The sequence below is a fragment of the Streptococcus sp. HMSC067A03 genome (assembly GCF_001814295.1).
GTDB lineage: Bacteria > Bacillota > Bacilli > Lactobacillales > Streptococcaceae > Streptococcus > Streptococcus constellatus.
In genome coordinates this window covers 100,065-124,999 of sequence record NZ_KV815659.1, presented here as the reverse complement: position 1 = coordinate 124,999, position 24,935 = coordinate 100,065, and the positions used below count along the sequence as shown (strand labels likewise).

22 protein-coding genes and 1 pseudogene are annotated in these 24,935 nt (G+C 37.2%); 1 reads left to right on the top strand and 22 read right to left on the bottom strand.

Annotated elements, in window-relative coordinates; genetic code table 11:
- Positions 1–106 precede the first annotated feature (106 nt).
- The 20 genes and pseudogenes from HMPREF2963_RS06125 to HMPREF2963_RS06035 all read right to left on the bottom strand — a co-directional run bounded on the left by HMPREF2963_RS06125 (position 107) and on the right by HMPREF2963_RS06035 (position 19,739).
- Positions 107–1,267, bottom strand: a complete 1,161-nt coding sequence (locus HMPREF2963_RS06125; RefSeq protein ID WP_070669213.1) for an ATP-grasp domain-containing protein — start codon at positions 1,265–1,267, stop codon at positions 107–109.
- A gap of 19 nt (positions 1,268–1,286) precedes the next feature.
- Positions 1,287–2,027 carry an esterase family protein gene (locus HMPREF2963_RS06120; RefSeq protein ID WP_070669212.1) on the bottom strand — a complete coding sequence of 247 codons (741 nt, stop codon included), beginning with the start codon at positions 2,025–2,027 and terminating at the stop codon, positions 1,287–1,289.
- Positions 2,028–2,061: 34 nt separating this feature from the next.
- Positions 2,062–2,886, bottom strand: a complete 825-nt coding sequence (locus HMPREF2963_RS06115; RefSeq protein WP_006269503.1) for an alpha/beta hydrolase — start codon at positions 2,884–2,886, stop codon at positions 2,062–2,064.
- A 131-nt stretch (positions 2,887–3,017) separates the two neighbouring features.
- Positions 3,018–4,352, bottom strand: coding sequence for a methylenetetrahydrofolate--tRNA-(uracil(54)-C(5))-methyltransferase (FADH(2)-oxidizing) TrmFO (gene trmFO / locus HMPREF2963_RS06110; protein ID WP_070669211.1), 1,335 nt, complete (start codon positions 4,350–4,352; stop codon positions 3,018–3,020).
- Between the two features lie 174 nt (positions 4,353–4,526).
- The gene (locus HMPREF2963_RS06105; RefSeq protein WP_070669210.1) at positions 4,527–5,024 is read right to left on the bottom strand and encodes a phosphoribosylanthranilate isomerase; all 498 of its coding nucleotides are present in this window, start codon (positions 5,022–5,024) and stop codon (positions 4,527–4,529) included.
- 61 nt (positions 5,025–5,085) lie between these two features.
- Entirely contained in the window at positions 5,086–7,179 is a 2,094-nt protein-coding gene (gene topA, locus HMPREF2963_RS06100; protein ID WP_148132062.1) for a type I DNA topoisomerase, read from the bottom strand.
- An 85-nt stretch (positions 7,180–7,264) separates the two neighbouring features.
- The gene (dprA, locus tag HMPREF2963_RS06095) at positions 7,265–8,107 is read right to left on the bottom strand and encodes a DNA-processing protein DprA (protein WP_070669208.1); all 843 of its coding nucleotides are present in this window, start codon (positions 8,105–8,107) and stop codon (positions 7,265–7,267) included.
- An 84-nt stretch (positions 8,108–8,191) separates the two neighbouring features.
- A complete protein-coding gene (locus HMPREF2963_RS06090; RefSeq protein ID WP_049480416.1) occupies positions 8,192–8,749 on the bottom strand; it encodes a sugar O-acetyltransferase in 558 nt (185 codons plus the stop codon).
- A gap of 65 nt (positions 8,750–8,814) precedes the next feature.
- Positions 8,815–9,028, bottom strand: a pseudogene (locus tag HMPREF2963_RS09060) (CAT RNA binding domain-containing protein); the annotation flags it as partial.
- On the bottom strand, positions 9,025–9,807 hold the full coding sequence (locus HMPREF2963_RS06085; protein ID WP_070669207.1) for a ribonuclease HII: 783 nt from the start codon (positions 9,805–9,807) through the stop codon (positions 9,025–9,027). The pseudogene HMPREF2963_RS09060 and the gene HMPREF2963_RS06085, both read right to left, overlap by 4 nt.
- Positions 9,794–10,645 (bottom strand): ribosome biogenesis GTPase YlqF, encoded by an 852-nt coding sequence (ylqF, locus tag HMPREF2963_RS06080; protein ID WP_037597006.1) that lies wholly within the window; start codon positions 10,643–10,645, stop codon positions 9,794–9,796. Before ylqF ends, HMPREF2963_RS06085 begins: the two co-directional genes overlap by 14 nt.
- A 119-nt stretch (positions 10,646–10,764) precedes the next feature.
- The gene (locus HMPREF2963_RS06075; RefSeq protein ID WP_003069057.1) at positions 10,765–11,682 is read right to left on the bottom strand and encodes an MBL fold metallo-hydrolase; all 918 of its coding nucleotides are present in this window, start codon (positions 11,680–11,682) and stop codon (positions 10,765–10,767) included.
- A 3-nt stretch (positions 11,683–11,685) separates the two neighbouring features.
- A complete protein-coding gene (locus HMPREF2963_RS06070) occupies positions 11,686–12,798 on the bottom strand; it encodes an acyl-CoA dehydrogenase family protein (protein ID WP_006269540.1) in 1,113 nt (370 codons plus the stop codon).
- Between the two features lie 22 nt (positions 12,799–12,820).
- On the bottom strand, positions 12,821–13,729 hold the full coding sequence (locus HMPREF2963_RS06065) for a LysR family transcriptional regulator (RefSeq protein WP_006269593.1): 909 nt from the start codon (positions 13,727–13,729) through the stop codon (positions 12,821–12,823).
- A gap of 190 nt (positions 13,730–13,919) precedes the next feature.
- Complete coding sequence (locus tag HMPREF2963_RS06060; protein ID WP_003069053.1) at positions 13,920–14,573, bottom strand: 3-oxoacid CoA-transferase subunit B; 654 nt, start codon at positions 14,571–14,573, stop codon at positions 13,920–13,922.
- Position 14,574: 1 nt separating this feature from the next.
- On the bottom strand, positions 14,575–15,297 hold the full coding sequence (locus HMPREF2963_RS06055; RefSeq protein WP_003069052.1) for a CoA transferase subunit A: 723 nt from the start codon (positions 15,295–15,297) through the stop codon (positions 14,575–14,577).
- Positions 15,298–15,314: 17 nt separating this feature from the next.
- The gene (locus tag HMPREF2963_RS06050; RefSeq protein WP_003069051.1) at positions 15,315–16,094 is read right to left on the bottom strand and encodes an enoyl-CoA hydratase/isomerase family protein; all 780 of its coding nucleotides are present in this window, start codon (positions 16,092–16,094) and stop codon (positions 15,315–15,317) included.
- Positions 16,095–16,393: 299 nt separating this feature from the next.
- On the bottom strand, positions 16,394–17,572 hold the full coding sequence (locus tag HMPREF2963_RS06045; RefSeq protein ID WP_039677112.1) for an acetyl-CoA C-acetyltransferase: 1,179 nt from the start codon (positions 17,570–17,572) through the stop codon (positions 16,394–16,396).
- A 17-nt stretch (positions 17,573–17,589) separates the two neighbouring features.
- Positions 17,590–18,438 carry a 3-hydroxybutyryl-CoA dehydrogenase gene (locus HMPREF2963_RS06040; RefSeq protein ID WP_003069048.1) on the bottom strand — a complete coding sequence of 283 codons (849 nt, stop codon included), beginning with the start codon at positions 18,436–18,438 and terminating at the stop codon, positions 17,590–17,592.
- Positions 18,439–18,530: 92 nt separating this feature from the next.
- Positions 18,531–19,739 (bottom strand): acyl-CoA dehydrogenase FadE, encoded by a 1,209-nt coding sequence (locus tag HMPREF2963_RS06035; protein WP_003069045.1) that lies wholly within the window; start codon positions 19,737–19,739, stop codon positions 18,531–18,533.
- A 346-nt stretch (positions 19,740–20,085) separates the two neighbouring features.
- Between HMPREF2963_RS06035 and HMPREF2963_RS06030 the strand changes: the two genes are divergently transcribed.
- The gene (locus HMPREF2963_RS06030; protein WP_049480426.1) at positions 20,086–21,402 is read left to right on the top strand and encodes an FAD-containing oxidoreductase; all 1,317 of its coding nucleotides are present in this window, start codon (positions 20,086–20,088) and stop codon (positions 21,400–21,402) included.
- A gap of 195 nt (positions 21,403–21,597) precedes the next feature.
- On the opposite strand, the gene HMPREF2963_RS06025 is transcribed toward HMPREF2963_RS06030, so the two are convergent.
- Both HMPREF2963_RS06025 and gyrA read right to left on the bottom strand, forming a co-directional pair.
- Positions 21,598–22,341 carry a class A sortase gene (locus HMPREF2963_RS06025; RefSeq protein WP_049480428.1) on the bottom strand — a complete coding sequence of 248 codons (744 nt, stop codon included), beginning with the start codon at positions 22,339–22,341 and terminating at the stop codon, positions 21,598–21,600.
- 23 nt (positions 22,342–22,364) lie between these two features.
- On the bottom strand, positions 22,365–24,809 hold the full coding sequence (gene gyrA, locus HMPREF2963_RS06020; protein WP_070669206.1) for a DNA gyrase subunit A: 2,445 nt from the start codon (positions 24,807–24,809) through the stop codon (positions 22,365–22,367).
- Between the last annotated feature and the right edge of the window lie 126 nt (positions 24,810–24,935).

Here is a 24,935-nt window from a genome sequence, read left to right as displayed (position 1 = left end):
AAACTGTCAAAATTTATGCTTGCAGAATTTCACAAAGAAAAATCAGCTAACCTTGCTGGCAAGCTGATTTGAATTGACAAAATAAAAATTTCACAAATAGATTTTTCTACTTTTTCCCAAAATCCTCTATCATTTGATCGATTTCCAAACGACTTGGTGTTGTCAAAATATAATGAACATCTCCTTGTAAATCTGCAAATGCCTTTGGCATGATTTTGACTGCTTTTAATTTATCGCCGTACTTTGCACGCAATTCTTCTTCTGAATACACATAATTTGAGGTTGAACGGCGTGAAGTAACCAAGCCATATTGTGCTTCGACTTGAGGTTGTGGGAAAGGTTCGCCATTCACAATATCTGCATATCCACGATAAAGGTCAATGGAGTGAGCAAAGTTATACAAATCAATAGTGAAAGCGCCCGCTGGACGATTATTGTATTCTATGGCGATATAATCATCTCCATTATGGAAAAATTCAATATGGAAGAAACGTTCTTTCATGCCAAACGCTTTAATGATAACTTCCCCATATTGACGTAATTTTGAATCCATATCTTTTATAATATAATATGAGTTTTCATAATGATTCAAAACTAAATCTAAAGGGGTATAAGCATAATCAAAAGTTGTTGAAAACACAATATTTCCTTTTGAATCCAGTAATCCGTCAAACGTACAAATTTGTCCAGAATCAACGAATTTTTCAAAGAAATAAACGGTTTGCTTATCCCACTCTTGTTTAAATTGTTCAACATCTTCACTGCTTTCAAGTTTATAAGTTCCTGCTGCGCCAACTCCATTGTCTGGCTTCGCAATCATCGGAAGTCCAATTTTACTGACAGCCATGTCAACTGCCTGCAAGGTTTTTACAATTTGACCAGGAACGACAGGAACTCCAGCCTTTTTAAAGAGTTTCTTCATTTCAGACTTAAATTTTGTCTTTTTCAAGTCTTTTGGTTTTGGTCCTACAACATTAAATTGTTCACGTAGTTGAGCGTCTTGATCCAACCAATATTCATTGTGTGACTCAATGCGGTCAATTGGTCCATGCTTGTAAAAAAGGAAGGCTACAGCACGTTTAACTTCATCGAGATTTTCTAGATTTTCCACACGAAAATATTCTGTTAAAGCATTTTTCAGAGGTTGATCTAATTGATCATAGGGCTCTTGCCCAATCCCTAAAACAGTAATGCCTTTGTTAGCAAGTTCAACGGTAAATTGTTGAAAATTTTGCGGATAATAAGGTGAAATAACGATATAGTTCATAATATTGTTTCCTTTCTAATCATAAGTTTAATTGACTTAGAAAATACGGCATTTGCTTGCGCCACCAAATCCAGTCATGCGAAACATCATATCCCCATTCAGCAAACCATGCAGGAATATTCTTATGCTCAAAGGCTTCTTTTAAGGTATAGAAAGAAGGTAGTCCGTCCTGCTCCCATGCACCAAGTCCTGTACAGACAATAATATCAGCATTGCGACAGTGATCAATAAACCAGCCATCATTTTGATTCCAAATATAATCTGCCGGTGAATTTTGATAAATTATTTCATCCTCTAAACAATCACCAACAAAATAGCGCGCATCATAAACTCCGCTCAGTGCAATGACTTTATTGAAGACATCGGGGTGCTGGAGAAAGAAATTAACAGCGTGATAGGCTCCCATGGAACAACCTGTCGTCATCATTGGATCAAACCAACCTGTTTTATGCTTGATAAAAGGAATGGCTTCCTCAATGACATAGCGCTCATAGGCTCGGTGCATTTCTGCTCGGTCGTGAGGAGATTTCCAATCAGCCAGCCAGCTTTCACTATCTACACTACTCAAAGTGAAAAATTGGATTTTTCCTGTTTCGATAAACCATGAGCAAGCCTCAATCATACCAAAATCTGCATATTCATTATGACTGCCTCCTGATGAAGCAAAAACGATTACAGGCATTCCAGCGTGTCCATAACGATTCACATACATTTCACGGCTTAAATTACCGCTCCAATGACTTAAAAATTCAACATGCATATAAATTCTCTTCTCATATTCTTAATTGATTTATTTACCATTTTTCACTAAAGAAGCGAAGGCAATCAGGTAAATGCTCAGCCCAAGCCATTTCATTGTGTTCTGCACCGGCTTGGATATAAAACAATAGATTTTCCAAATCTAAACCACCTGCAATTAACTGACGAAAGTAGGTTAATGACGAATCAATATAAGCTTGCTTGATATTGCCAGCCATCAAGGTTTTATCTGTATCATCTGCTTCTTCTGTTCCAACATAAATATAAATATGCTGATCTGCTAATAAGTTATGACGTTCTATATAACGATTGAATGCTTCTTGGTGCAGCCAGTTCGCAGATGAGAAAACCCCCAAGCAACCGATTTGCTCTTGGTATTCAATTCCCATAAACTGCGTAATATTTCCACCCAAAGAAGAACCAACCATGCCCGTGTGTGCTCGGTCTGACTTGGTACGATAATGCTCGTCAACAAAGGGTTTGACAACTTCCATGACAAACTCAGCATACTCTGTCCCTTTGCCTCCAAATTCTATACCTGGAATAGTTGACTCCTGGTATTTCCAAGCAGAATACTCATTCATTCGATTAAAACCGTCGTTGTCAATAGCTACCACAATCATTTTTTCAATGTCCGGATTTCGCTTAATTGTTGGAATAATCTTCCAAGAATGACCGCTAAAAGACTCCTTACTATAAAGGACATTTTGACCGTCATGAAAATAAACTACAGGATAAGATTTCTTAGTATTTTGCTCATAATTTCTAGGAAGGAGCACCCGAACACGACGCTTTTGTTTAGTATAAGGCACTTCTAATTCATGTGTTCTAACTTCAAGGTAAAAATAGGAATGGTTCATTATCAGAAAACTTTCTATTTTCAAAATTTTTATCTATTATATCATAAAATATGCAAAAAAGTTAGGAATTCCTAACTTTTTTAATACTTTTACAACTTATCGTCATTATTTCCATTTTTTCAGAAAGAAAATTAGAGATTTTGATAGCTTTCGATAGCTTGTAGAGCTCGTTTTGCTATTTTTTCATAGCGTTCTTTCTTGTCTCGAATTCGAGGACCGTCCAATTCTTTGATAATTCCAAAGTTGATATTCATCGGCTGGAAATGTTTGCTGTCAGCGTGCGTGATATAATGAGGTAAGCTTCCAATAGCAGTTGTTTCTGGAAAGATCACAGCTTCTGCTCTATTGAAAAGACGAACTGCATTGATACTAGCTACGAGTCCAGATGCAGCGGATTCCACATATCCCTCTACACCAGTCATCTGACCCGCAAAGAAGATATTCTGTTGTTTTTTAGACTGAAAAGTTTGAGTCAGAAGATTCGGTGAATCCATGTAAGAATTACGGTGCATCACGCCATAGCGAACAAACTCTGCATTTTCCAAACCTGGAATCATCCGAAAAACGCGCTTCTGTTCGCCCCATTTAAGATGTGTCTGAAATCCAACGATATTATAAAGGCTCCCAGCTGCATTGTCTTGACGAAGCTGAACGACTGCGTATGGCGTCTTAAATTCGCCATCACGAGGACCTTGATAGTCATCTGGGTATTCCAAGCCGACCGGTTTCATAGGACCGTAGAGCATGGTTTTTATCCCTCTCTTAGCCATCACCTCAATCGGCATGCAGCCTTCAAAATATTTTTCTTTTTCAAAAGCATTGAGAGGCGCTTCCTCAGCATTGACTAAAGCATCGTGAAAAGCTATAAATTCACTTTTAGTCATGGGAGCATTTAGATAAGCAGCTTCTCCCTTGTCATAGCGAGACTTGAGATAAACTTTTTCCATATCAATTGTATTGACATCTACAATCGGTGCTGCCGCATCATAAAAATAAAATCCAGTTCCACCATTTAGCGCATGGATTTTTTTAGCAAGCGCATCACTTGTCAAAGGACCTGTCGCAATAACAGTAATCGTATCGTTAGGGATCTCTGTTATTTCCTCACGAATAACCTCAATGAAAGGATGATTATTTAGCTCATCGGTGACTGATTTTGAAAAGCTCTCTCTATCAACCGCTAACGCTCCTCCGGCCGGTACACGCGTAGCTTCTGCTGCTCGCATAATGATTGAATCCAAACGGCGCATTTCTTCTTTTAGCAGACCAACTGCGTTTGTCAGTGAATCTTCCCGTAGAGAATTAGAACAGACTAGTTCTGCAAAATCACTAGTCTTATGCTGAGGAGTGGATTTCATTCCGCGCATTTCGTACAGTTTAACAGGAATACCACGTTTAGCAATCTGATAAGCTGCTTCGCTGCCAGCCAGACCAGCTCCTATGACATTGATGTAAGATTGAGACATACAACGAATACCTATTTGGGAGGGTTACTCCCACAAATCTTTCTAATTATTCTTTATCATTATAACAAAAAAAGCCTCTACTGACGAGTGAGACTTTCTAGAACGCAAATACACTAACTTATTAGTATCCATCCTCAAACATTGGTGTAAAGAATATAATGATTGGTCATGTATCTATTTCTTTAACATTTTTTCCAGATAAGCAATTTTAACAAAATCCTTATCATTATTTTGGTCATTTCGATAGGAATCTTGCGAAGATGCTGTGTAAATCCTAAGATATTGTTCAGCATCAGGAAGAAAATAAATTACCCCTGCTGTTTCATGTTTTACCAATTCATCTAAAGGAATCCCAGCAAAGTTTTCCAAAGTATTCATGCTACCAAACTCAACCGATAGATTTCCTTTTTGAAATTCGTGCTCGTGCAAATCTACTAATTGGTAGCCAAGCTGGTTCATAATCGTTTCAATCTTTTTAAAATCATAAATTCGTACCTCATCAGGTGCGTCCCATCCCCTAGGATCTCCTGGAACATGGATATCAATATCTCGTGCTTGCCAGTCGTGGCCAGTTACCTGTTCAAGCCCTAGTGAACCCATAAGCAAAGGAGTGATTCCGATTTTATTTAATTCCTCGAAAATTTTTAAAAACTCATGAAACTTCTCTTTCATATAATCTCCTTTTGTGGATACGAAAATTATTTGCATAAGTTAAATTATGTAAAACATTGAATTATTTTACTTTTTCTTCTTCGTAATCCCCGTTGCTGCAGACAACTTGTTTGCCACCGCCGCGAACTTTCTTTTCTACAAGATACTGACCGCATTTCGGACAAGAGCGACCAACCGGTTTATCCCAAGAGGTGAAGTCACAATCTGGATAGCGATTGCAACCATAAAAAAGCCGATTGCGCTTGGTTTTGCGCTCAATGATTTGTCCTTGATGACATTTAGGACACTCTACGCCTATTTCTTTGACAATTGCTTGGGTGTGACGACAATCGGGGAAGTTGCTACAAGCATAGAATTTACCATAACGTCCTAACTTGATAACCATAGGACTTCCACAAACTTCACAATCAAAACCAGCCGGTTCGTCTTTAATTTGAATTTTCTCCATTTCAGTTTCTGCTTTAGAAACTTCTTTTTCAAATGGTTTATAAAATTCGTCAATGACCTTTTTCCACTGCTCTTTTCCGACTTCTACATCATCCAATTTGGCTTCCATATCAGCGGTAAACTTCACATTGACAATATCTGGGAAGAATTCAACAATCAATGAATTCACAATTTCTCCCAATTCGGTTGGTTCAAAGCGTTTGGAAACTAATTTTACATAGTAGCGTTTTTGAATAGTTTCAATCGTTGGTGCATAAGTTGATGGACGCCCAACGCCATTCTCCTCCAAGGTCTTAATTAAAGTTGCTTCTGAATAACGTGCTGGTGGTTGAGTAAAATGCTGCTCAGGATTGGTGTTGATACACTTAACCAAATCACCTTTTTTCATGTCTGGCAGCATTTTGTTTTTATCAGAGTCGTTATAAATAGCTAGATAACCATCAAATTTAACCTGACTACCATTTGCAGCAAATTGAACACCATTTTGCTCTAACTTCACACTCATCGTGTCAAATACCGCAGCAGTCATTTGACTCGCCACGAAACGATTCCAAATCAACGTATACAATTTCAATTGATCTTTATCTAGATATTTTGCGATATTGTCAGGTGTATTAAATACACTTGACGGACGAATCGCTTCATGAGCATCTTGTGCGCCAGAAGTATTTCGGACTCTACTGCCATGTTTAGAATATTTTTCGCCAAAACGATCTGTAATGAAAGTTGCAGCTTCGTTTTGAGCTACTGGGCTAATACGAGTAGAATCTGTACGCATATAGGTAATCAAACCTTGCACACCAGAACCGATATTGATTCCTTCGTAGAGTTGTTGAGCGACCATCATAGTTTTGCGAGTTCGGAAATTGATTTTATTAGCAGCGTCTTGCTGCATAGATGATGTAGTATAAGGTAACGGAGCATGACGCTTGCGTTCCTTTTTCTCAACACTTTCCACGGTAAATTCATCATTCTTGATTTGAGAAAGAACATTTTTGACATCATCGTTGATAGCAAGTTTCATTTTCTTGCCATTTATACCATAAAAGCTTGCTTGAAATTGCCGAGCACCTTTCTTGAACGTTCCATCAATCGTCCAATATTCTTCTGGATTAAAAGCATTAATTTCGTTTTCACGATCAATGATGAGCTTCAAAGCAACAGATTGCACACGTCCAGCAGATAATCCCTTTTTGACCTTTTTCCAGAGAATTGGAGAGATAGAATACCCCACAATACGGTCAAGTACACGACGAGCTTGTTGAGCATCTACCAAATCCATATCAATTTGACGTGGTTCTTTAAAAGCATTTTTAACTGCATCTTTCGTAATTTCGTTGAAAACAACGCGATTTTTATCATGTTCATCCAGATTTAGAATATGAGCCAAATGCCAAGAAATAGCTTCTCCTTCTCGATCTGGGTCGCTCGCAAGATAGACTTGTTTAGCCTTTTTAGCTTCTTTTTTCAAATCATTGATAAGAGGACCCTTTCCACGAATATTGATATATTCTGGCTCATAATTATTTTCAAAATCAACGGACATCGTAGATTTTTTCAAATCTCGAATATGACCTACGCTAGCTAAAACCTTGTAGTTCCGTCCTAAATATTTTTCAATTGTTTTTGCCTTAGCTGGCGACTCTACAATCACCAGATTTTTTTTAGCTGTTGTTTTTTTCTTTGTTTTTGTTGCCAATCTAAACACCTTCTAAAAGTAATAAACCTCATAGAGTTTAAACTATTTTTTTCAAGATGTCAACTAGTAGCATTCTCTTATAGGAAAACTTGTTTTAAAACTGGAATTCAGAAAGTACGTCAGACCCTGATGTGATACATTTTGCTCCCTCCTGAATCAAATGATGACAGCCATCACTTCTTCCATCTAAAATTGACCCTGGAATAGCAAATACATCTCGCCCTTCTTCCATTGCTCGCTCACAAGTAATAAGGCTGCCTGAGCGCATTTTAGCTTCAGCAACAATAACCCCTCTACACAATCCTGCTATAATCCGATTACGCTCTGGAAAATGAAATTTTAATGGCTCTGCTTCAGGACTATACTCACTAAGCACTAGATGATGTTCTCCCAAATACGATTGGAGTTTTTTATTTGCCCTTGGATAAAAAACGTCTAGACCCGTTCCGATAACTGCAATTGTTCGACCACCATTTTGCAATGCTGCCATGTGAGCTGAGGTATCAATTCCGCGTGCTAAACCACTCACGATAACCAATTCATTGTTTAGCTCTTTAATAATCTTTTGAACGGATTGACTGCCTACTCGGCTACTATTCCGACTTCCTACAACAGCTACTTTAGGTAATTTTAGCAAATCCAAATTACCTTTATAAAAAAGAAGAACGGGTGGATTATAAATTTCACTCAAATCCCAAGGATATACATCTTCCAAGATAGAAAAAGATGGGAATTTCTCAAATTCTTGACGTAATAAATCATCATCTAATTGTAAATATTTTTCAATAAAAAGAGCAGGATTACGACATTCGGAGACAACTGCCATATCTTTGACTGACAATTCTTTTTCGCGAATTTCTGCGTATTCCAATACATTGATGACTTGTTGGTTGGTCAAACCAGCTGTTTTTAGTTTATAAATATCAAAATTATCCATTTTATCATTCCTTTTACTATTGCTAATTGTCTTTCAGTTATATTATTCGTAAAAGGAATTAAAAAAACGAGAAATTCTCGTTTTTTACATTCTATCTAATTCTTTAATAATCCGAGCTGGGTTTCCTGCTAAAACAACATTATCACCATAAGATTTAGTGACAACTGATCCCGCACCAACGACAACATTGTTACCTAATGTTACTCCTGGTAAAATCGTTACACCACCACCTGCCCAGAAATTATCCCCAATAGTTATCGGTGCACCATACTCTACACCTGATATGCGTTCTTGTGCATTCAAAGGATGGAGAGGTGTCAAAAGCTGACAATTTGGTCCAAACATTGCGTTCTTTCCAATTGTAATCGGGCAGACATCAAGCATGGTCATGTTCCAATTAGAGTAGAAATTCTCACCTAAATGTATATTGATACCATAATCGCAAACAAAATTTGGCTTCATAGAAATACTTTCACCAGTAGAACCAAGCCATTCTTTTACTAAATCACTTCTTCTTTTGTCATCTCGTTCTGCGTTAAATGTGTATTGAAATTTGCGAGAACGAGATACAAGCTTGCGTAATTCTGGATCTTGAGGATTGTATAATTGTCCCGCTATCATTTTTTCATATTCAGTTTCCATTGATTTTCCTTTTCATTCTTGATAAATAAATGGTTAAATACATTTGTTCATCTATGCGCATAACTAATTTCATCAGCCGTTTCAATGATATTAGAAGGCAATTCCAATAACAGGTCACGCTTGTTTTTCTGATAAAACATATTTTTTCTCAATTAGGTTGTCCTGAATGTCATCTCCCGCCTTACAACCAAAGGCTAACCCACGTCCCATTAGAACTACTTCTTGGTGATTTTCTTCAGAAATGACTACATTATTGTTTAAAACCTTGCTAATAATCATTTTTGATCCTCTGCCTTTTCAATCATAGATTTAATTGGTTCAAAGGTTTTCCGGTGGATAGGAGTAATCCCCTTTTTCTTTAAGCCTTCTAAATGGTGCTGGGTTCCATAGCCAGCATTATGCGCAAAGTCATAACCTGGATAAGTTAAGTCATAATCTGTCATCATGCGATCCCTAGTCACTTTTGCTACGATTGAAGCAGCCGCAATGGAGAGTGAATTAGCATCTCCTTTGATGATAGAAGTCTGTGGTATTTGAAGATCTAGCCTCATGGCATCAATCAGAAGATGTTGTGGAGTAATTTTAAGATTTCCAACTGCTTCTATCATAGCCAACTTCGTTGCTTCATAGATATTCACTTCATCAATAACTTGATTATCCTTGATACCAATACCAATTGCAACCGCTTGCTTTAGCACTTCTTGATAGATTGTTTCATGATTTTTCTTAGAAATTTTCTTGCTATCGTTGAGACCTTTTATTTTAGAGTTTTTAGGTAAAATAACTGCCGCAGCCACAACAGGACCGGCCAAAGGACCACGACCAACTTCATCAATGCCTGCAATCCATTCTATACCCTGTGCATAAAAATCTTTTTCATAGCATAGCATTTTTTCCAATCGAGCGTCTTCTTCATACTCGTCTTGAATTGCTTTGCGACGCTTAACAACCAATTTCTTTACCCCAGTCCGCTCATCATGAGCCAGCGCTTTAAAAAATGGATCATCCAAACCAGTAACTTGTTCCAACTGTTTCTGAATTTCTTTAATCGTTGCCATTCAAGTCTCCCAGCATATCCAATGTATATCGCCCTACTTTTCCGTCACGAATCTCTTTGATAAAAAGCTGATAAAACCGGTCATAATTATCGCGAAATCCTAATTTCTGTGTCATATCCATAATTATTTCCGGTGCTTCTTCTTTCAAGTCTATTTGCTTGAACCGTTCTCGAAGCTCTTTTGGATAATGTTCTTTAAAATAATTGATTCCGAAAATAGCAACTTCATCCATTGGGAGCAAATCGTCTTTAATTGCTCCTGTTAAAGCGAGTTTTAAAGCTACTTTTTCATCCTCAAACTTAGGCCAGAGAATCCCTGGAGTATCTAAAATTTCCAAGTCCTTATTAGACTTGAGCCACTGCTGCCCCTTGGTAACACCTGGTTTATTTCCAGTCACAGCGATTTTTTTCCCAGCTAAACGGTTCATCAGGGTTGATTTACCAGCGTTCGGGATGCCGATAATCATAGTCCGCAATGTTTCAATTTGGATCCCACGTTCTTTTTGCCGAGCAATTTTTTCTTTCATCAATGACTTAGCTGCTTCTGTGACTTTTTTAACAGTTGATTGTTCTTTAGAATTGATTGCCAAGGTCTTGATACCTTGACTTTCAAAATATCTTCGCCACTCTTTCGTCAGATCAGAATCAGCTAAATCCGCCTTATTTAAAATAAGAAGCTTGGGCTTATCACCCACGATTTTAGTTAGCATAGGATTTTGACTAGATAATGGCAAACGCGCATCTACTAAAATTGTCACAAAATCCACAAATTTGATATTTTCTTGTACTTGTCTCCGAGCTTTTGACATGTGTCCTGGAAACCATTGAATTGTTACCATGAAAACCCTCTTTCTTACAGTATTCTAACATTTTCATTATATCAGAATTTTAAATAATCCGCATTGATAAATAGAGTCATAAAAAAAGCCTTTCAAAAATAAAAGGCGATTTTTAAATTTTAATGATATAAAGCAGGTTTTCTATCTTGCTTATCGGTAAATGGAAGTCTTGGTTCACGAATCCGCTTTACATAATCAACAATTTCTTTTCCTTCATGGTCAAATTCTGCAACAGCAAAAAATTGATCATGATAAAAGAAAAATTTATAATGATTTTCAAATGCTTCCTTGAGCCATTTTTCTTTTGCAATAATAGAACGCATAGGATAGTCATCTACAGCAGCAACCCAAACAGGCTTACGATGCGCGTGGGTTAAGAGCAAATCTGCCATATGGATCATCGTTTCCTTTCCCTGTTTCAGTAAAATAATACTATGACCATTGCTATGCCCGCCAGTATGAACTAGTTGAATTTCTGGAATGATATTTAAATATTCAGTGAATGTCTCGACTTGATGCTGAATCGGCTCCCAATTTTCTCTGAGATAGGTTCCTCGCGTTCGATTGTTTGGATTCATCATTTCATACCATTCAATATCATTGACAAAAATCTTAGCCTTGGGAAAGGTTGAAACCAATTGATTGTTTTCATCTAATTTCGTTAAACCGCCAGAGTGATCGTGGTGCATGTGAGTCATCAACACATGAGAAATATCTTTTGGTGTCAACCCTAAGGTTTCCAAGCTTTCCTCAATTCTGCTTTCGGATAAAATTCCTAGATTTCGTCTCTGTTTATCCGAAAGTTTAGCAGTATTAAAACTTGCATCAATTAAATAGTTTTTGTCCTTGTATTGAATCAATATGGGATCTGTCAATTCAACCATCATATTTTCTTTAGTTGTTGGATAATAGCGTGACCAAACAACTTTTGGTACAGGGCCAAAGAGAGTGCCTGCATCCGTCATTTTATCAGCACCACGTAACCAAATTAGTTTCATGTCTCCAAATTGATATTCTTGTAGAGTGAGTTTTGCCATTTCTTACTCCTTTAGCCATCTTTCAGCAATTTCTCGTCTAATAGAATTTCCAGACCTACCATAATTTTCAATAATCTCAGCATCCTTTAAGTAACGTCTGATATTAATTTTATCAAATTTTTGAAAAGGCCCGATAAGTCTAATAATTTCATCGGATATTTCAATTGCAACTTTAGTTGTGTATAATTTTATGCGAGAAACAAATTTTGCGTCTTCTTCTATCTGACTAGGATAGGAGTCAAAATAAGCTTCTGCCGAGCATAGTTTATTATACAAATCAGCAAACTTATGTTGGTGAACCTCGACATCAATCAAGCGCTTACCAAATTCTCTTTTCACTTTTGCAAATTCAAGTCCTTTCTTAAAAGCTCCCTCAGCAATCCCTAACGCAATAGCACTTAAACCAAGTTGCATATTCTTGATAATGTTAGCAAATTGTACATCTCCAAGCAATTCACCTCCCAGTAAAGCATGTTTTGGGAGTAAGACATTTTCTAAAGTAACTGAACTCAAAGGGAGACCGATTAACCCTGGCTTTTCAATTTGTTCACCAATCAGAACATCTGAATCATTCGGATCGACAATAAAGAGTCCGTACGTCTCTTCCTTACTTTGTTCTTTTACTTTTGCCAAAATTAATAATATATCTGCAACACTGCTATTAGAAATCATGGCTTTTTTCCCTGATAGATACCAGCCCTGCTCAGTTTTTGTTGCATAGGTTTCTAGGTCTTCCAGTCCATTTAAGTGCTTATATTCACAAAATCCCAGCCCTGCTATGCAGTTGCCTTTCAGTAATTTTTCAAGATATAACTCCTTTTGCTCTGCTGTCCCAAAATTTAAAATAGAATAGATGCCATAGCAGCCTTGGGTTAATAAAATAGCTGAAAGAGCAGCAAATTCATTAGCAATTTTTCGGATAAATGTGATGAAATCAGAACTCAATGTATGATTTTTTTCAGATAAAATGGGCGAAAATATCTTCATATCATTCGCTAAATTATCCCATATCTCTCTTGGGAAATCATTTGACTCATCATATTCTCTTACATAGTTTCTAATTGCTGTATTTACATATGAATCAAGCATTGTTGCTGTAGTGCTATTTTTTGACATTGATTCTCTCCTTTATTAAGTATCAAGGCTCTGAAATAGGCTGATAATAATCTTTTAAAAGTTCTTCATAAACATATGCTTCAACTTCGTTATAATTTGTTTTATAAGGTCTGCAGAACCAAATATTAAATGGTATCGGATCTTTAAAACGGACAACTTTAAATTTATCTTTATCTACAAAGTACTCTACTGGACGAGGTAAAATAGCAATCATATCGTTCTCATACGTGGACTCTGTTAAAAAGTCCCACGTTGATGATAAATAGGTAAAATTCGTTTTTATTTTTTTGTTTTTTAATTTCTCTGTTATCAATTCATAAGTGGTAAATGATTTATTAAAGGTTGCCAAATCATAAGCAGCGATGTCTTTCCATTCTAAAAATTCTTTATCCGCTAAAGGATGATTTTTGTCCATGTAAGCCGCATATTCATCGACTTGTATAATATATTGCTCATATTTTTTTGTATCCAAACTAGTTGGTTCAATCAATAAAACAAAATTCAAATCGCCTTCGATAAATTTTTGACGTAAATCCTTACTTCCACCTTCTACAACTTGAATATTGATGTGTGGATTATCCTTTAAAAATTTAGGGAGCACACTGGCAAAGTAAACGCGTAAAATCAAAGAAGGAATACCTAAACTAATGGTACCTTTTTGTTTCTGGGCTTCTCTATGAATCATGGACTGCATTTCTTCGTAACGATTAACAATTTCAGTTGCAAAACGATAAATTTTCCCACCAGCTTCTGTCAGACTTTCTAGCCTTCCATTTCTACGATTAAAAAGCTGAAGTCCTTCAGCGGTTTCAAAATTTGTGACAAATTGACTCAAAGCAGATTGACTAATATGAATTTTTTTAGCAGCAATTGAAAGATTACATCCACATTCAACGATATTAATAAAATACGTCATTTGAATAATATCCATGTTCGTCGTCTCCTATCTTCAATATTTTTGTGATGTAATTTGTCAAGAATAAAATAGCAACCAATCATTTTGAATACAGATGATTAGTTGCTAATAGTTCGATTAAAAACTTATCATCGATAAAGTTCTTTATAAGCATATAGTAACACATTTTATGGCAAACAGTAGTTCTATTTGCTTGATATTTTAACTAGATAGACATTGTTTTTAAATCTTCCGACACAATTACGTCACCAGCTGTTTTTTCAAGGACTTCTTCCAGAGTGACGCCGGGTGCTAATTCTTTTAGCAGGAATTTACCATCTTGAAAGCCAAATACCGCTAGTTCTGTGATGACTAAATCCAAAACTCCTTTAGCTGATAGAGGCAATGTGCACTCTTTCAGCAGTTTTGACTGTCCATCAACGGTTGTATGTTGGATGGCAGCGATAACTTTTTTAGCACCAACGAGAAGATCCATAGCCCCTCCCATTCCTGGCGCGAATTTGTCAGGAATAATCCAGTTTGCAATACTGCCATCTTGGCTGACTTCTAGCGCTCCTAAAACTGTCGCATCAACATGACCTCCACGAATAATAGCGAAAGAAGTTTGAAGATCAAATAAAGACGCTCCTGGTAAAAGAGTAATGGGGGCTCCACCAGAGTTGGCCAGATTCGCATTGTAGTTTTCTTTTGTCGGTGTCTCACCAAAACGAAGTGCCCCATTTTCTGCTTGAAGAATCACATTCACACCTTCAGGAATGTAATCAGCAGAAGCGTTCGGAATCCCAAAACCAAGGTTGATGACATCTCCATCCTTAAATTCAAGTGCGATACGTCTTGCAATAATTTCTTTTGGTTTCATATTACACTACCCCTGCAAATTTTTTTGTCTCCGTCCAGAGGTCCCCCATCATTTCATGATGTTCTTCAGCAGTCAAACTTTTAACAACATAATCTACAAGGATTCCTGGAATGTATATATCGTTGGGATCGATTTCACCAACTTCAACAATGTCATTAGTTTCGACAATAACTGTATCAGCTGCAAGCGCTAGTTGCAATGAAATATTTTTAGTTGTACCGTCAATATATAAATTACCATATTTGTCTGACTTGGTAGCTTTAATCAAAGCAACATCGATTTTCAAAGGGTCATAAACCAGATATTCTCTGCCATTACGGACTACTTTTTCATAGTCATTTTCCAAAATAGTACCTACACCAGTAGGAGTCAAGACAGCTCCTAAACCGGCTCCAGCAGCGTGAAGTCGTTCCACCACAGTTCCCATTGGTGTGAACTCAACTTCCATATCACCACTAAAATATTCATGTTGCACTGCTGCAGAAGTTCCCACATGAGCAGCGATGTATTTTTTTACTTGGTGGTTTTCGCATAAACGACCAACACCAACTTCTTTACCGGGTTGTGAAGTCACCACCGATACTATTGTTAAGTTTTGTTGATTTTGTCGAATCAGTTCTTCAATGAGTTCAAATGGTTCACCTACCCCAAGAAAGCCTGAGATGCCAACCATATCGCCAGATTTAATCTTAGAAATTGCTTCTGGTAATGTTACAATGTGCATACCACTACCTCCACCTACTATTTGCGATTAAAAACAGCTTTGCGCTTTTCTACAAAAGCATGCATCCCTTCTACTTTATCCTCTGTAGAGAACAACAATGCTTCTGCTTCAGTTTCGAGCCTAATAGCATTTTTAAGTGGAAGTTCAGAACCAACCTGAATAACATGTTTAGCTTTCTCTACTGCTAACGGTGCATTCTTCATAATTGCAGCAGCCAATTCTTCAGCTGAAGTTAACAGTTCTTCCGCAGAAACCAACTTATTAAGAATTCCCAGTTCGTAGGCTTCTTGACCTTTCACTGTACGAGCAGTGAAAATCAATTCTTTCGTACGGCTTGTTCCAATCAAACGAGACATACGTTGAGTACCAGCGAATCCTGGAATAATGCCCAAGCCAACTTCTGGAAAGCCAACAACTGTCTTTTCAAATCCAATACGGATATCTGTCGAAAGTGCTAATTCCATTCCTCCTCCAAGTGCATACCCATTGAGCACTGCAATTGTTGGTTGACGTAAGTCAGAAAGTCGAGTAAAAGTATTGTTTGCAAATGTCATATATTCAAAAGCTTGAATTGGCGACATCACGTCCATTTCTTTAATATCAGCTCCAGCTACAAATGCCTTTTCTCCTGCCCCTGTTACAATCACAACACGGATTTCTTCACTTTGTTCAACTTGATCAAGAACATCATTCAGATCAGTTAATACTTGAGAACTCAAAGCATTTAATGCTTCAGGACGATTGATCGTAATGTAGCCGATGCTGTTTTTCACTTCTAGTAAAACAGTTTTACTCATTTTAATGCTCCTACTTATAAAATTTGAAATATTAAGTACAGTGTCAACAAATACTTGAACCCAAAATGTAAGAGCTTACAATGCTATGATATCCCATTTTCCCATTCTCGTCTACTTAATCTTAATTTATAACTCTATAAGTTAAACTTATAGAGTTATAAAAAATACTAAGACTTTTTGATTTTCAAAATAAAAAAACAAATTCTACTAAGAATCATTTAAGATAAACGTCTTAGATGGAATTTGTTTTACAGAGTAAAAAAATCAAATGGTAAATTAAATTTAGTAGGTAATTATTTTTAACGTTCTACAATAACTGCTGTGCCCATTCCTCCTCCGATACAAAGAGTTGCAAGACCACGTTTAGCATCGCGTTTATCCATTTCATGCAACAAAGTAACCAGAATACGGCAGCCTGATGCTCCAATTGGATGACCAAGTGCAATGGCACCACCGTTTACGTTTACTTTTTCCGGATCAAGATTTAGCTCCTTACCAACAGCACATGCTTGCGATGCAAATGCTTCATTGGATTCAATCAAATCAAGATCTTCAGTTGTAAAGCCACCTTTTTCAAGTGCTTTACGAGAAGCATAAATTGGTCCGCAACCCATGATTTTCGGATCTAATCCTGCACTTGCATAGGATTTTATGGTTGCTAAAACAGGAATGCCTAGCTCTTTCGCTTTTTCTGAACTCATGACAACAACTGCTGCCGCTCCATCGTTGATGCCAGAAGCATTACCAGCTGTGACCGTTCCGCCTTCTTTAAAGACAGGGCGTAATTTAGCCAAACCTTCTAGTGAGGCATCTTTTCTTGGAAATTCATCCGTATCAAAAACAATTGGCTCACCTTTTCTCTGTGGAATAATCACTGGAACGATTTCTTCTTTGAAACGTCCAGCTTCAATAGCTGCCACAGCACGTTGTTGTGACTGAACAGCAAAAGCATCTTGGACTTCACGAGAAATATCATACTGTTCAGCAACATTTTCAGCTGTGATTCCCATATGGAAATCACCAAAAGCGTCAGTCAGACCGTCGCGTAACATAGTGTCAATCACTTTTGTATCTCCCATACGAGAGCCCCAACGCTGACCTTGAAGAACGTATGGTGCCTGACTCATATTTTCTGCACCACCTGCTACAATAATATCTGCATCTCCACATAAAATTGCTTGGGCAGCTAATTGAACTGTTTTCAGTCCTGAACCACATACCTTATTCACTGTAAAGGCTGGAGAAGAGACTGGAATACCCGCATTGACACTCATTTGACGTGCTACATTTTGCCCTAGTCCTGCTGCCAACACATTTCCCATAATCACTTCATCAATTTGTTCTGCTTTCAAATGTGCTCGTTCAATCGCACTTTTAATAACCAAACTTCCCAAATCAACAGCTGAAATATTTTTCAAACTTCCACCAAAAGAACCTAATGGTGTACGAACTGCTGATACAATCACTGCTTCTTTCATTTCTTGCTCCTTATATCTTAATATTTAAAGAAACCTTCCTTTGTCTTACGCCCCAGTTTACCAGCTTCAACCATTTTTTTCAACAATGGAGCAGGACGATATTTTGGATCACCAAATCCATTATTCAATACACCCATAATAGCTAAGCAAACATCCAAACCAATCAAATCAGCTAAAGCCAATGGTCCAATAGGATGGTTAGCACCGAGTTTCATAGCTTCATCAATTTCTTCAGCTGTTGCAACCCCTTCTCCGAGAATGAAAATCGCTTCATTAATCATCGGAATCAACACACGGTTCACTACAAAACCATAAGAATCTTTAACATCAACTGCTGTTTTACCGATTTTTTCAGTTAATTCACGAACAGCTTTAACGACTTCTTCTGATGTTTGAAGTGCTTTGATTACTTCGACCAATTTCATAACAGGAGCAGGATTAAAGAAGTGCATTCCAATGACTCGTTCTTGATGTACTGTTGCTGCAGCAATGTCTGTGATAGACAAAGATGAGGTATTTGAAGCTAAAATAGTTTCTGGAGATGTCAATTCATCTAATTGTTTAAAAATACTCAACTTAATATCTCTATTTTCAGTAGCTGCTTCAATAACTAACTGAACATTTTTAGCATCCTCATATGAAGTTGATGGAATCAGCTTACTCAAAATACTATTTTTATCATCTTCTGAAAGACGACCTTTTTCAACGGAGCGTGTTAGTTGCTTAGTGATATTTCCGATGCCTCTTTCAACGAATTCTTCTTTAATATCATTCAAATACACCGTAAAGCCTGATTGCGCAAAAACTTGAGCAATACCACTTCCCATTTGACCTGATCCAATGATCATTACGTTTGAAATATTCAATTTTTTCTCCTATCTAATACGTTACAAAATTTAAAGCGAAAGAATAGGAACGATTGAATGATATACACCCCTCAATCGCTCCTTTTTCGTCATTATACAAATGCACCTAAGCCAGTGATTTCACGACCAACAATCAAAGCGTTGACTTCATGAGAACCTTCATAAGTGTAAACTGCCTCAGCGTCTGCAAAGAAGCGTGCAACGTCTGTTTCAAGAGTAATTCCATCGCCTCCACATGTTTCACGGGCAAGAGCCACCGTTTCACGCATAACAAGTGAATTGTGCATTTTAGCAAGAGCAGAATTTAACATCAATTCATTACCTGCTTCTTGCATTTCAGCGATACGAACTGAATAAGCGATTGCTGCCACGGCGTTTGCTTGCATTCTAGCCAATTTTTCTTGAATAATTTGGAATTTAGCAATTGGACGTTTGAATTGTTGACGATTTGTAGCGTATTTCAAGGCTGCATTAAATGATCCGCAAGTTATCCCCATAGCGATATGAGCCACATCAGCACGAGTAAATGTAAGAATACGAGCTACATCTGCAAATCCATTGATATTTACTAAACGGTCTGAATCTGGAACTTCAACATTTGTCATGGTAATATGACCATTTCGAACACACCGAAGTGCAATTTTATGTTGGATGACTTCTACATCGTAACCAGGAGCTCCCTTACGAACGATAAAACATTTAACCTTACCATCCGCAACATCGCGAGCAAATACTGGGATAACATCTGCTGTATCTGAACCACCAATCCAACGTTTTTCACCATTAAGAATCCATTTATCTCCAACACGTTCAGCAGTTGTTGCGAGTCCACCTGCAATGTCTGAACCTGAAAGTGGCTCTGTCAAAGCAAAACATCCTTGCCAATCAAATGCTGCTAATTTAGGAAGAAATTCTTTTTGTTGACGTTCATCACCACCGAGCAAGATTGTATTATAGCAAAGTCCGCCATGAACAGTATAGAATGTAGCCATTGATGTATCAAAACGAGCCAATTCCAAGTAAAGGAATGCGATATAAAGTTCTGATGGTTTGTAGCTGCCTTCACGTCCCTCAAACAATTTAGGATTGTTCATAATTTGTGCACCCTTGGCAACTGTGTAAAATTGTTCAAATGGAAAATCAGGTTTTTCCCAATGTTCATTGATAACAGGACGAAGATGTTTTTCAATCAAACGACGAGTTTCTTGCAAAACTTCTGCTTCTCCTAATGTCAAACCATCTGCATAATGGAAAAGATCTTCAGGATATAGTTCACGTAAAATTTCTTCTTTGGTTGCCATAGTATGGACTCCTTTGTAATAGTATGATAAGAGCGCTTTCATTTTAAGGCTCAGTATTTGTTGACGCTTTCATTTTATATCGAACACGCTATAATGTCTACTTAAGATAAATTAAACTTCCCATAAGCTAGTGTTATACATGCTGATTTTAGTGGATTTTCAAAGGTTAAAATCTAAATTTTCCAAATAAAAAAATTTTCAGATTCTAAAAAAATCTTTATAAAATTCTTGAATTTTATAAAGATTTTTTCCACTACATGTAGCGGCCAGATCAATTTTACGGAGCAAAATACAGGCAATTTCAGAATAGATGTGCTACAATATTTGTAAAAAACGGAGGAAAACCATGTTAATATATGATCTAATTGTCATTGGTTTTGGTAAAGCCGGAAAAACATTAGCAGCCAAAATGGCAATGCAAGGAAAAAAGGTTGCTTTGATTGAACGCAGTAAAGCTATGTACGGCGGAACTTGCATCAATATCGCTTGTATTCCAACCAAAACCTTACTAGTAGCTGCAGAAAAAGGATTATCTTTTGAAGAAGTAATGACTGAGAAAAATGCGGTTACTAGCAGACTCAATGGGAAAAATTACGCAACTATTAGTGGTGCTGGAGTCGATATTATTAATGCAGAAGCTCATTTTCTATCCAATAAGGTAATTGAAATTGTCTCAGGTAACCAAAAACAAGAATTAACAGCTGAAAATATCGTCATCAATACAGGTGCTATCTCTAACATTCTACCAATCCCAGGACTTACTACATCAAAAAATGTTTATGATTCAACAGGTATTCAAAACCTTGATAGACTACCTAAAAGTCTTGGAATTCTTGGCGGTGGGAATATCGGTCTTGAATTTGCTGGTTTGTTCAATAAATTAGGAAGTAAGGTCACTGTTCTTGATGCTGCCGATACCTTTCTGCCACGTGTAGAACCTTCTATCGCTGCCATGGCCAAACAATACATGGAAGAAGATGGCATTGAAATTCTTCAAAATGTCTTTACTCAAGAAGTTAAAAATGATGGTGACGAGGTGATTGTCGTTACTAAAAATAAAAGTTTTCATTTTGATGCGTTGCTTTATGCTACCGGTCGCAAGCCAAATATTGAACCATTAAAGCTAGAAAATACAGATATTCAAATAACAGATCGTGGTGCTATCCAAGTTGATAAGCATTGTCAAACTAGTGTTTCTGGCGTTTTTGCTGTTGGAGATGTCAACGGTGGATTGCAATTCACCTATGTCTCATTAGATGATTTCCGTATAGTCTTTAGTTATTTAGCAGGTGACGGCTCATACACACTTGATAATCGTAAAAATGTACCGACTACCATGTTCATCGCTCCACCACTCGCTCAAATTGGTCTAACTGAAGCACAAGCTAAAGAACAAGGATTGCCTTATGCAACTAAAGAAATTCCAGTTTCAGCTATGCCACGTGGACATGTCAATGCTGACCTCAGAGGGACATTCAAAGCAGTTGTAAACACAGAAACTAAAGAAATTCTTGGCGCTACTATCTTCTCACAAGGAGCTCAAGAAATTATTAACATTCTAACTGTAGCTATGGACAACAACATACCATATACTTATTTCACAAAACAAATCTTTACTCATCCAACCCTAGCTGAAAACCTTAACGATTTGTTTGCGATTTAGTGATGGTAATTGAGTTGTCATCAAAATTTAACACGAGTCGTTTTACTTTCAGCTAACGAAAAAGGTTAAGCAAAAACTTCCTGAATAATGAAAAAAGCTTAAAATCAACGTTTTTAATAACTTGATTTTAAGCTTTTCTATTGTTAGCTACTTAATTTTGACTAAAAACGGAATCTTTGCCCAGCTTCTTTTATTTTATAGTTGCATTTGATTATATGTTTTACTAAATGCATTCAAAATTTCTTTTGGAGCATCCTTGTAAGAAGTTTCTCCTTCTAGTGTTCCTTTAACAATCGTTCGCGAAGTAGCTGCAGCATCTTCGCAGGTCACTAGCGTTACCTCATTGACTCCTTCACGATCATTAATCACATCTACTCTGTCAGGTGAAACATTTTCAACAGAAGTAATGGAATAAGTATATATCTTCTCTTTATCTGTTAGGTAAATCTTCATTCCGGCTTTTGCACGATCTAATGGAGAAAATAGCATATTACTTGCACCTGTAATTCCAAACACATGGTGACTCGCCAATGCATAATTCCCTTTCCCCATTTGTTGCGTTTCTTTCATAGTACCTGCACCATAATAAAGCCCTACATTATCCAAGCCTTTAAAGATTGGTAGATTCATTGAAAGTTCTGGGATAGCAATTCCTCCAATAACTGGTAATTGCTGAGCTCGCCATTGAGCATTAATCACATCTTCAGTTGACAATGATTTTACTTTGTCAAAGTTAAAGCTGGTTTTGGCTTTTTTATTTTTATTAATCTTATCTTTTGAAACATTGCTCACTTGATACCTATTGGTATGCCAGACCATAATCATATTACGAATAGAAGAGTTGAAAATAAGTGCAAGCGCTACAATAATTAGCAATGTCGCAACAATATTAATCAGAATATTTTTTCTTTTATTATGTTTTTTTCTTCTTGATGACATAACATTTCCTTTTATCTAGTTTATTATTCATCCACTTCTTTTTCATTTTCTGCTTCAACACTTGTAAAAGTAACAATTTGCGCTCCCTTATCTAGTCGCATTACTTTAACACCCAAAGTTGCACGTCCTGTTTGAGAAATGTTAGCAACATTTGTTCGGATAATGACACCTGTATTTGTGATAATCATTAAATCTTCATCACCGTTCACGGCCATAAGCCCCGCTAATGGACCGTTCTTTTCAGTGATATTCGCTGTTTTCATCCCTTTTCCGCCACGGCCTTTCGTAGCGTATTCACTAGCCAAAGTTCGCTTACCATAACCTTTTTCAGTAATGACTAACACTTCTTGATTATCCGAAATAACGCTAGCTCCCACAACATGATCATCTTGGCGCAAATTTACGCCACGTACACCAGTTGCAGCTCGTCCCATGTTGCGAACCTGATTTTCATTAAATCGTACAGCATAGCCCATTTTTGTTCCGATAATGATGTCTGTTTGCCCATCTGTCAGAAAGACGTTAATTAGCTCATCTTCATCTTTTAAATTCAGAGCTTTTAGCCCGTTTTGACGAATGTTAGCAAATTCTGTTACGCTAGTTCGTTTTACCACACCATGGCGCGTGGTGAAGAAAAGATAAGAATGATCATCGTGTTCAGCTTGAACATTGATGATTGTCTGAATTGTTTCACCTTCGTCCAATTTCAACAAATTGACAATTGGAAGTCCTTTAGCTGTACGACCATATTCAGGAATTTCATAACCTTTCAAACGATAAACACGGCCTTTATTGGTGAAGAAGAGCAAGCGTTCATGTGTACTAGTAGAAACTAATTCACGAACAAAGTCATCATCCTTAACACCTGTCCCTTGAACCCCTCGACCACCACGTTTTTGAGCTGTAAATTCATCTTGATTTAGCCGTTTGATGTAACCTTTATTGGAAAGCGTGATTAAAACATCAGCCTCTTCAATTAAATCTTCATCTTCAAGAGATAAAACTTCCCCGACCATTAGTTCCGTACGGCGCTTATCAGAAAATTTACGTTTGACTTCTTCCAACTCTTCTTTGATAATCGCAACAACTCGTTCTGGTTTTGCCAATATATCTGTCAAATCCGCAATTAATTTCATTAAATCATCGTATTCAGACTGAATCTTATCGCGCTCCAATCCTGTCAAACGACGAAGACGCATATCCAGAATTGCTTGACTTTGACGTTCAGATAACTCATAACGTGACATTAATTCCGCTTGTGCTTCAGCATCCGTTTCACTATTTCGAATAATGCGAATGACTTCATCAATATGATCAAGCGCAATCAACAAACCTGCTAAAATATGGGCACGTGCTTCGGCCTTTTCCTTATCAAAAATCGTCCGACGAGTTACCACTTCTTTTTGATGTTCAATATAAGCAAGCAGAATTTCACGCAAGGAGAGAATTTTAGGAACTCCATTTTGAATCGCTAGCATATTGAAACTGAAATTCGTCTGCATTTGCGTGAGTTTAAATAAGTTATTTAAAATAACATGCGCACTTGCATCACGCTTCACTTCAATGATAAAGCGCACTCCTTCTCGATTAGATTCATCACGAACTGCCGTAATCCCATCAATGCGTTTTTCTTGAACTAACCGTACAATATGTTCGTGCACTTTTGTTTTATTGATCATATACGGAAATTCGGTAACAACAATCCGTTCTCGACCAGATTTAGTTTCTTCGATTTCTGTCCGAGCACGTAAAACGATAGAACCTTTTCCAGTTTCATAAGCACGGTGAATTCCCGACCTTCCCATGACTAAAGCTCCCGTTGGAAAATCTGGACCAGGCAATACTTCCATAAGGTCACGTGTTGTCACATCTGGCTTGTCCATGACTAATTTTACGGCATCGATGGTTTCACCAAGATTGTGAGGAGGAATATTGGTAGCCATTCCCACAGCAATACCAGTTGCTCCATTAACCAATAAATTAGGAAAACGCGACGGTAAGACTAATGGCTCACGTTCGCTGCTATCATAGTTATCCGCAAAATCAACTGTATTTTTGTTAATATCGCGCAACATCTCAAGCGAAATTTTACTCATACGAGCTTCTGTATACCGTTGTGCTGCGGGACCATCTCCATCCATAGAACCAAAGTTTCCGTGACCATCGACCAGCATATGACGGTAAGACCACCATTGCGCCATCCGCACCATCGCTTCATAGATAGAGGAATCTCCGTGTGGGTGATATTTACCCATAACATCACCTGTAATACGAGCAGATTTCTTGTGTGGTTTATCAGGGGTAACACCTAGTTCATTCATTCCATACAATATTCTTCGATGAACAGGCTTTAAACCATCTCGAACATCAGGAAGAGCCCGAGCAACGATGACACTCATGGCATAATCAATGAAACTTGTCTTCATTTCGCTCGTTAAATTCACATTTACTAAATTATTATCCTGCATTAAAAAATGCCTCTCTTCAATTTATATGACCATATCATTATAACATAAATCATGATTTTTTTCAGTAAACACCCCTTATCATAAAAACGTTTACATAAGATGATATGTATTATATCCGTGACAAAA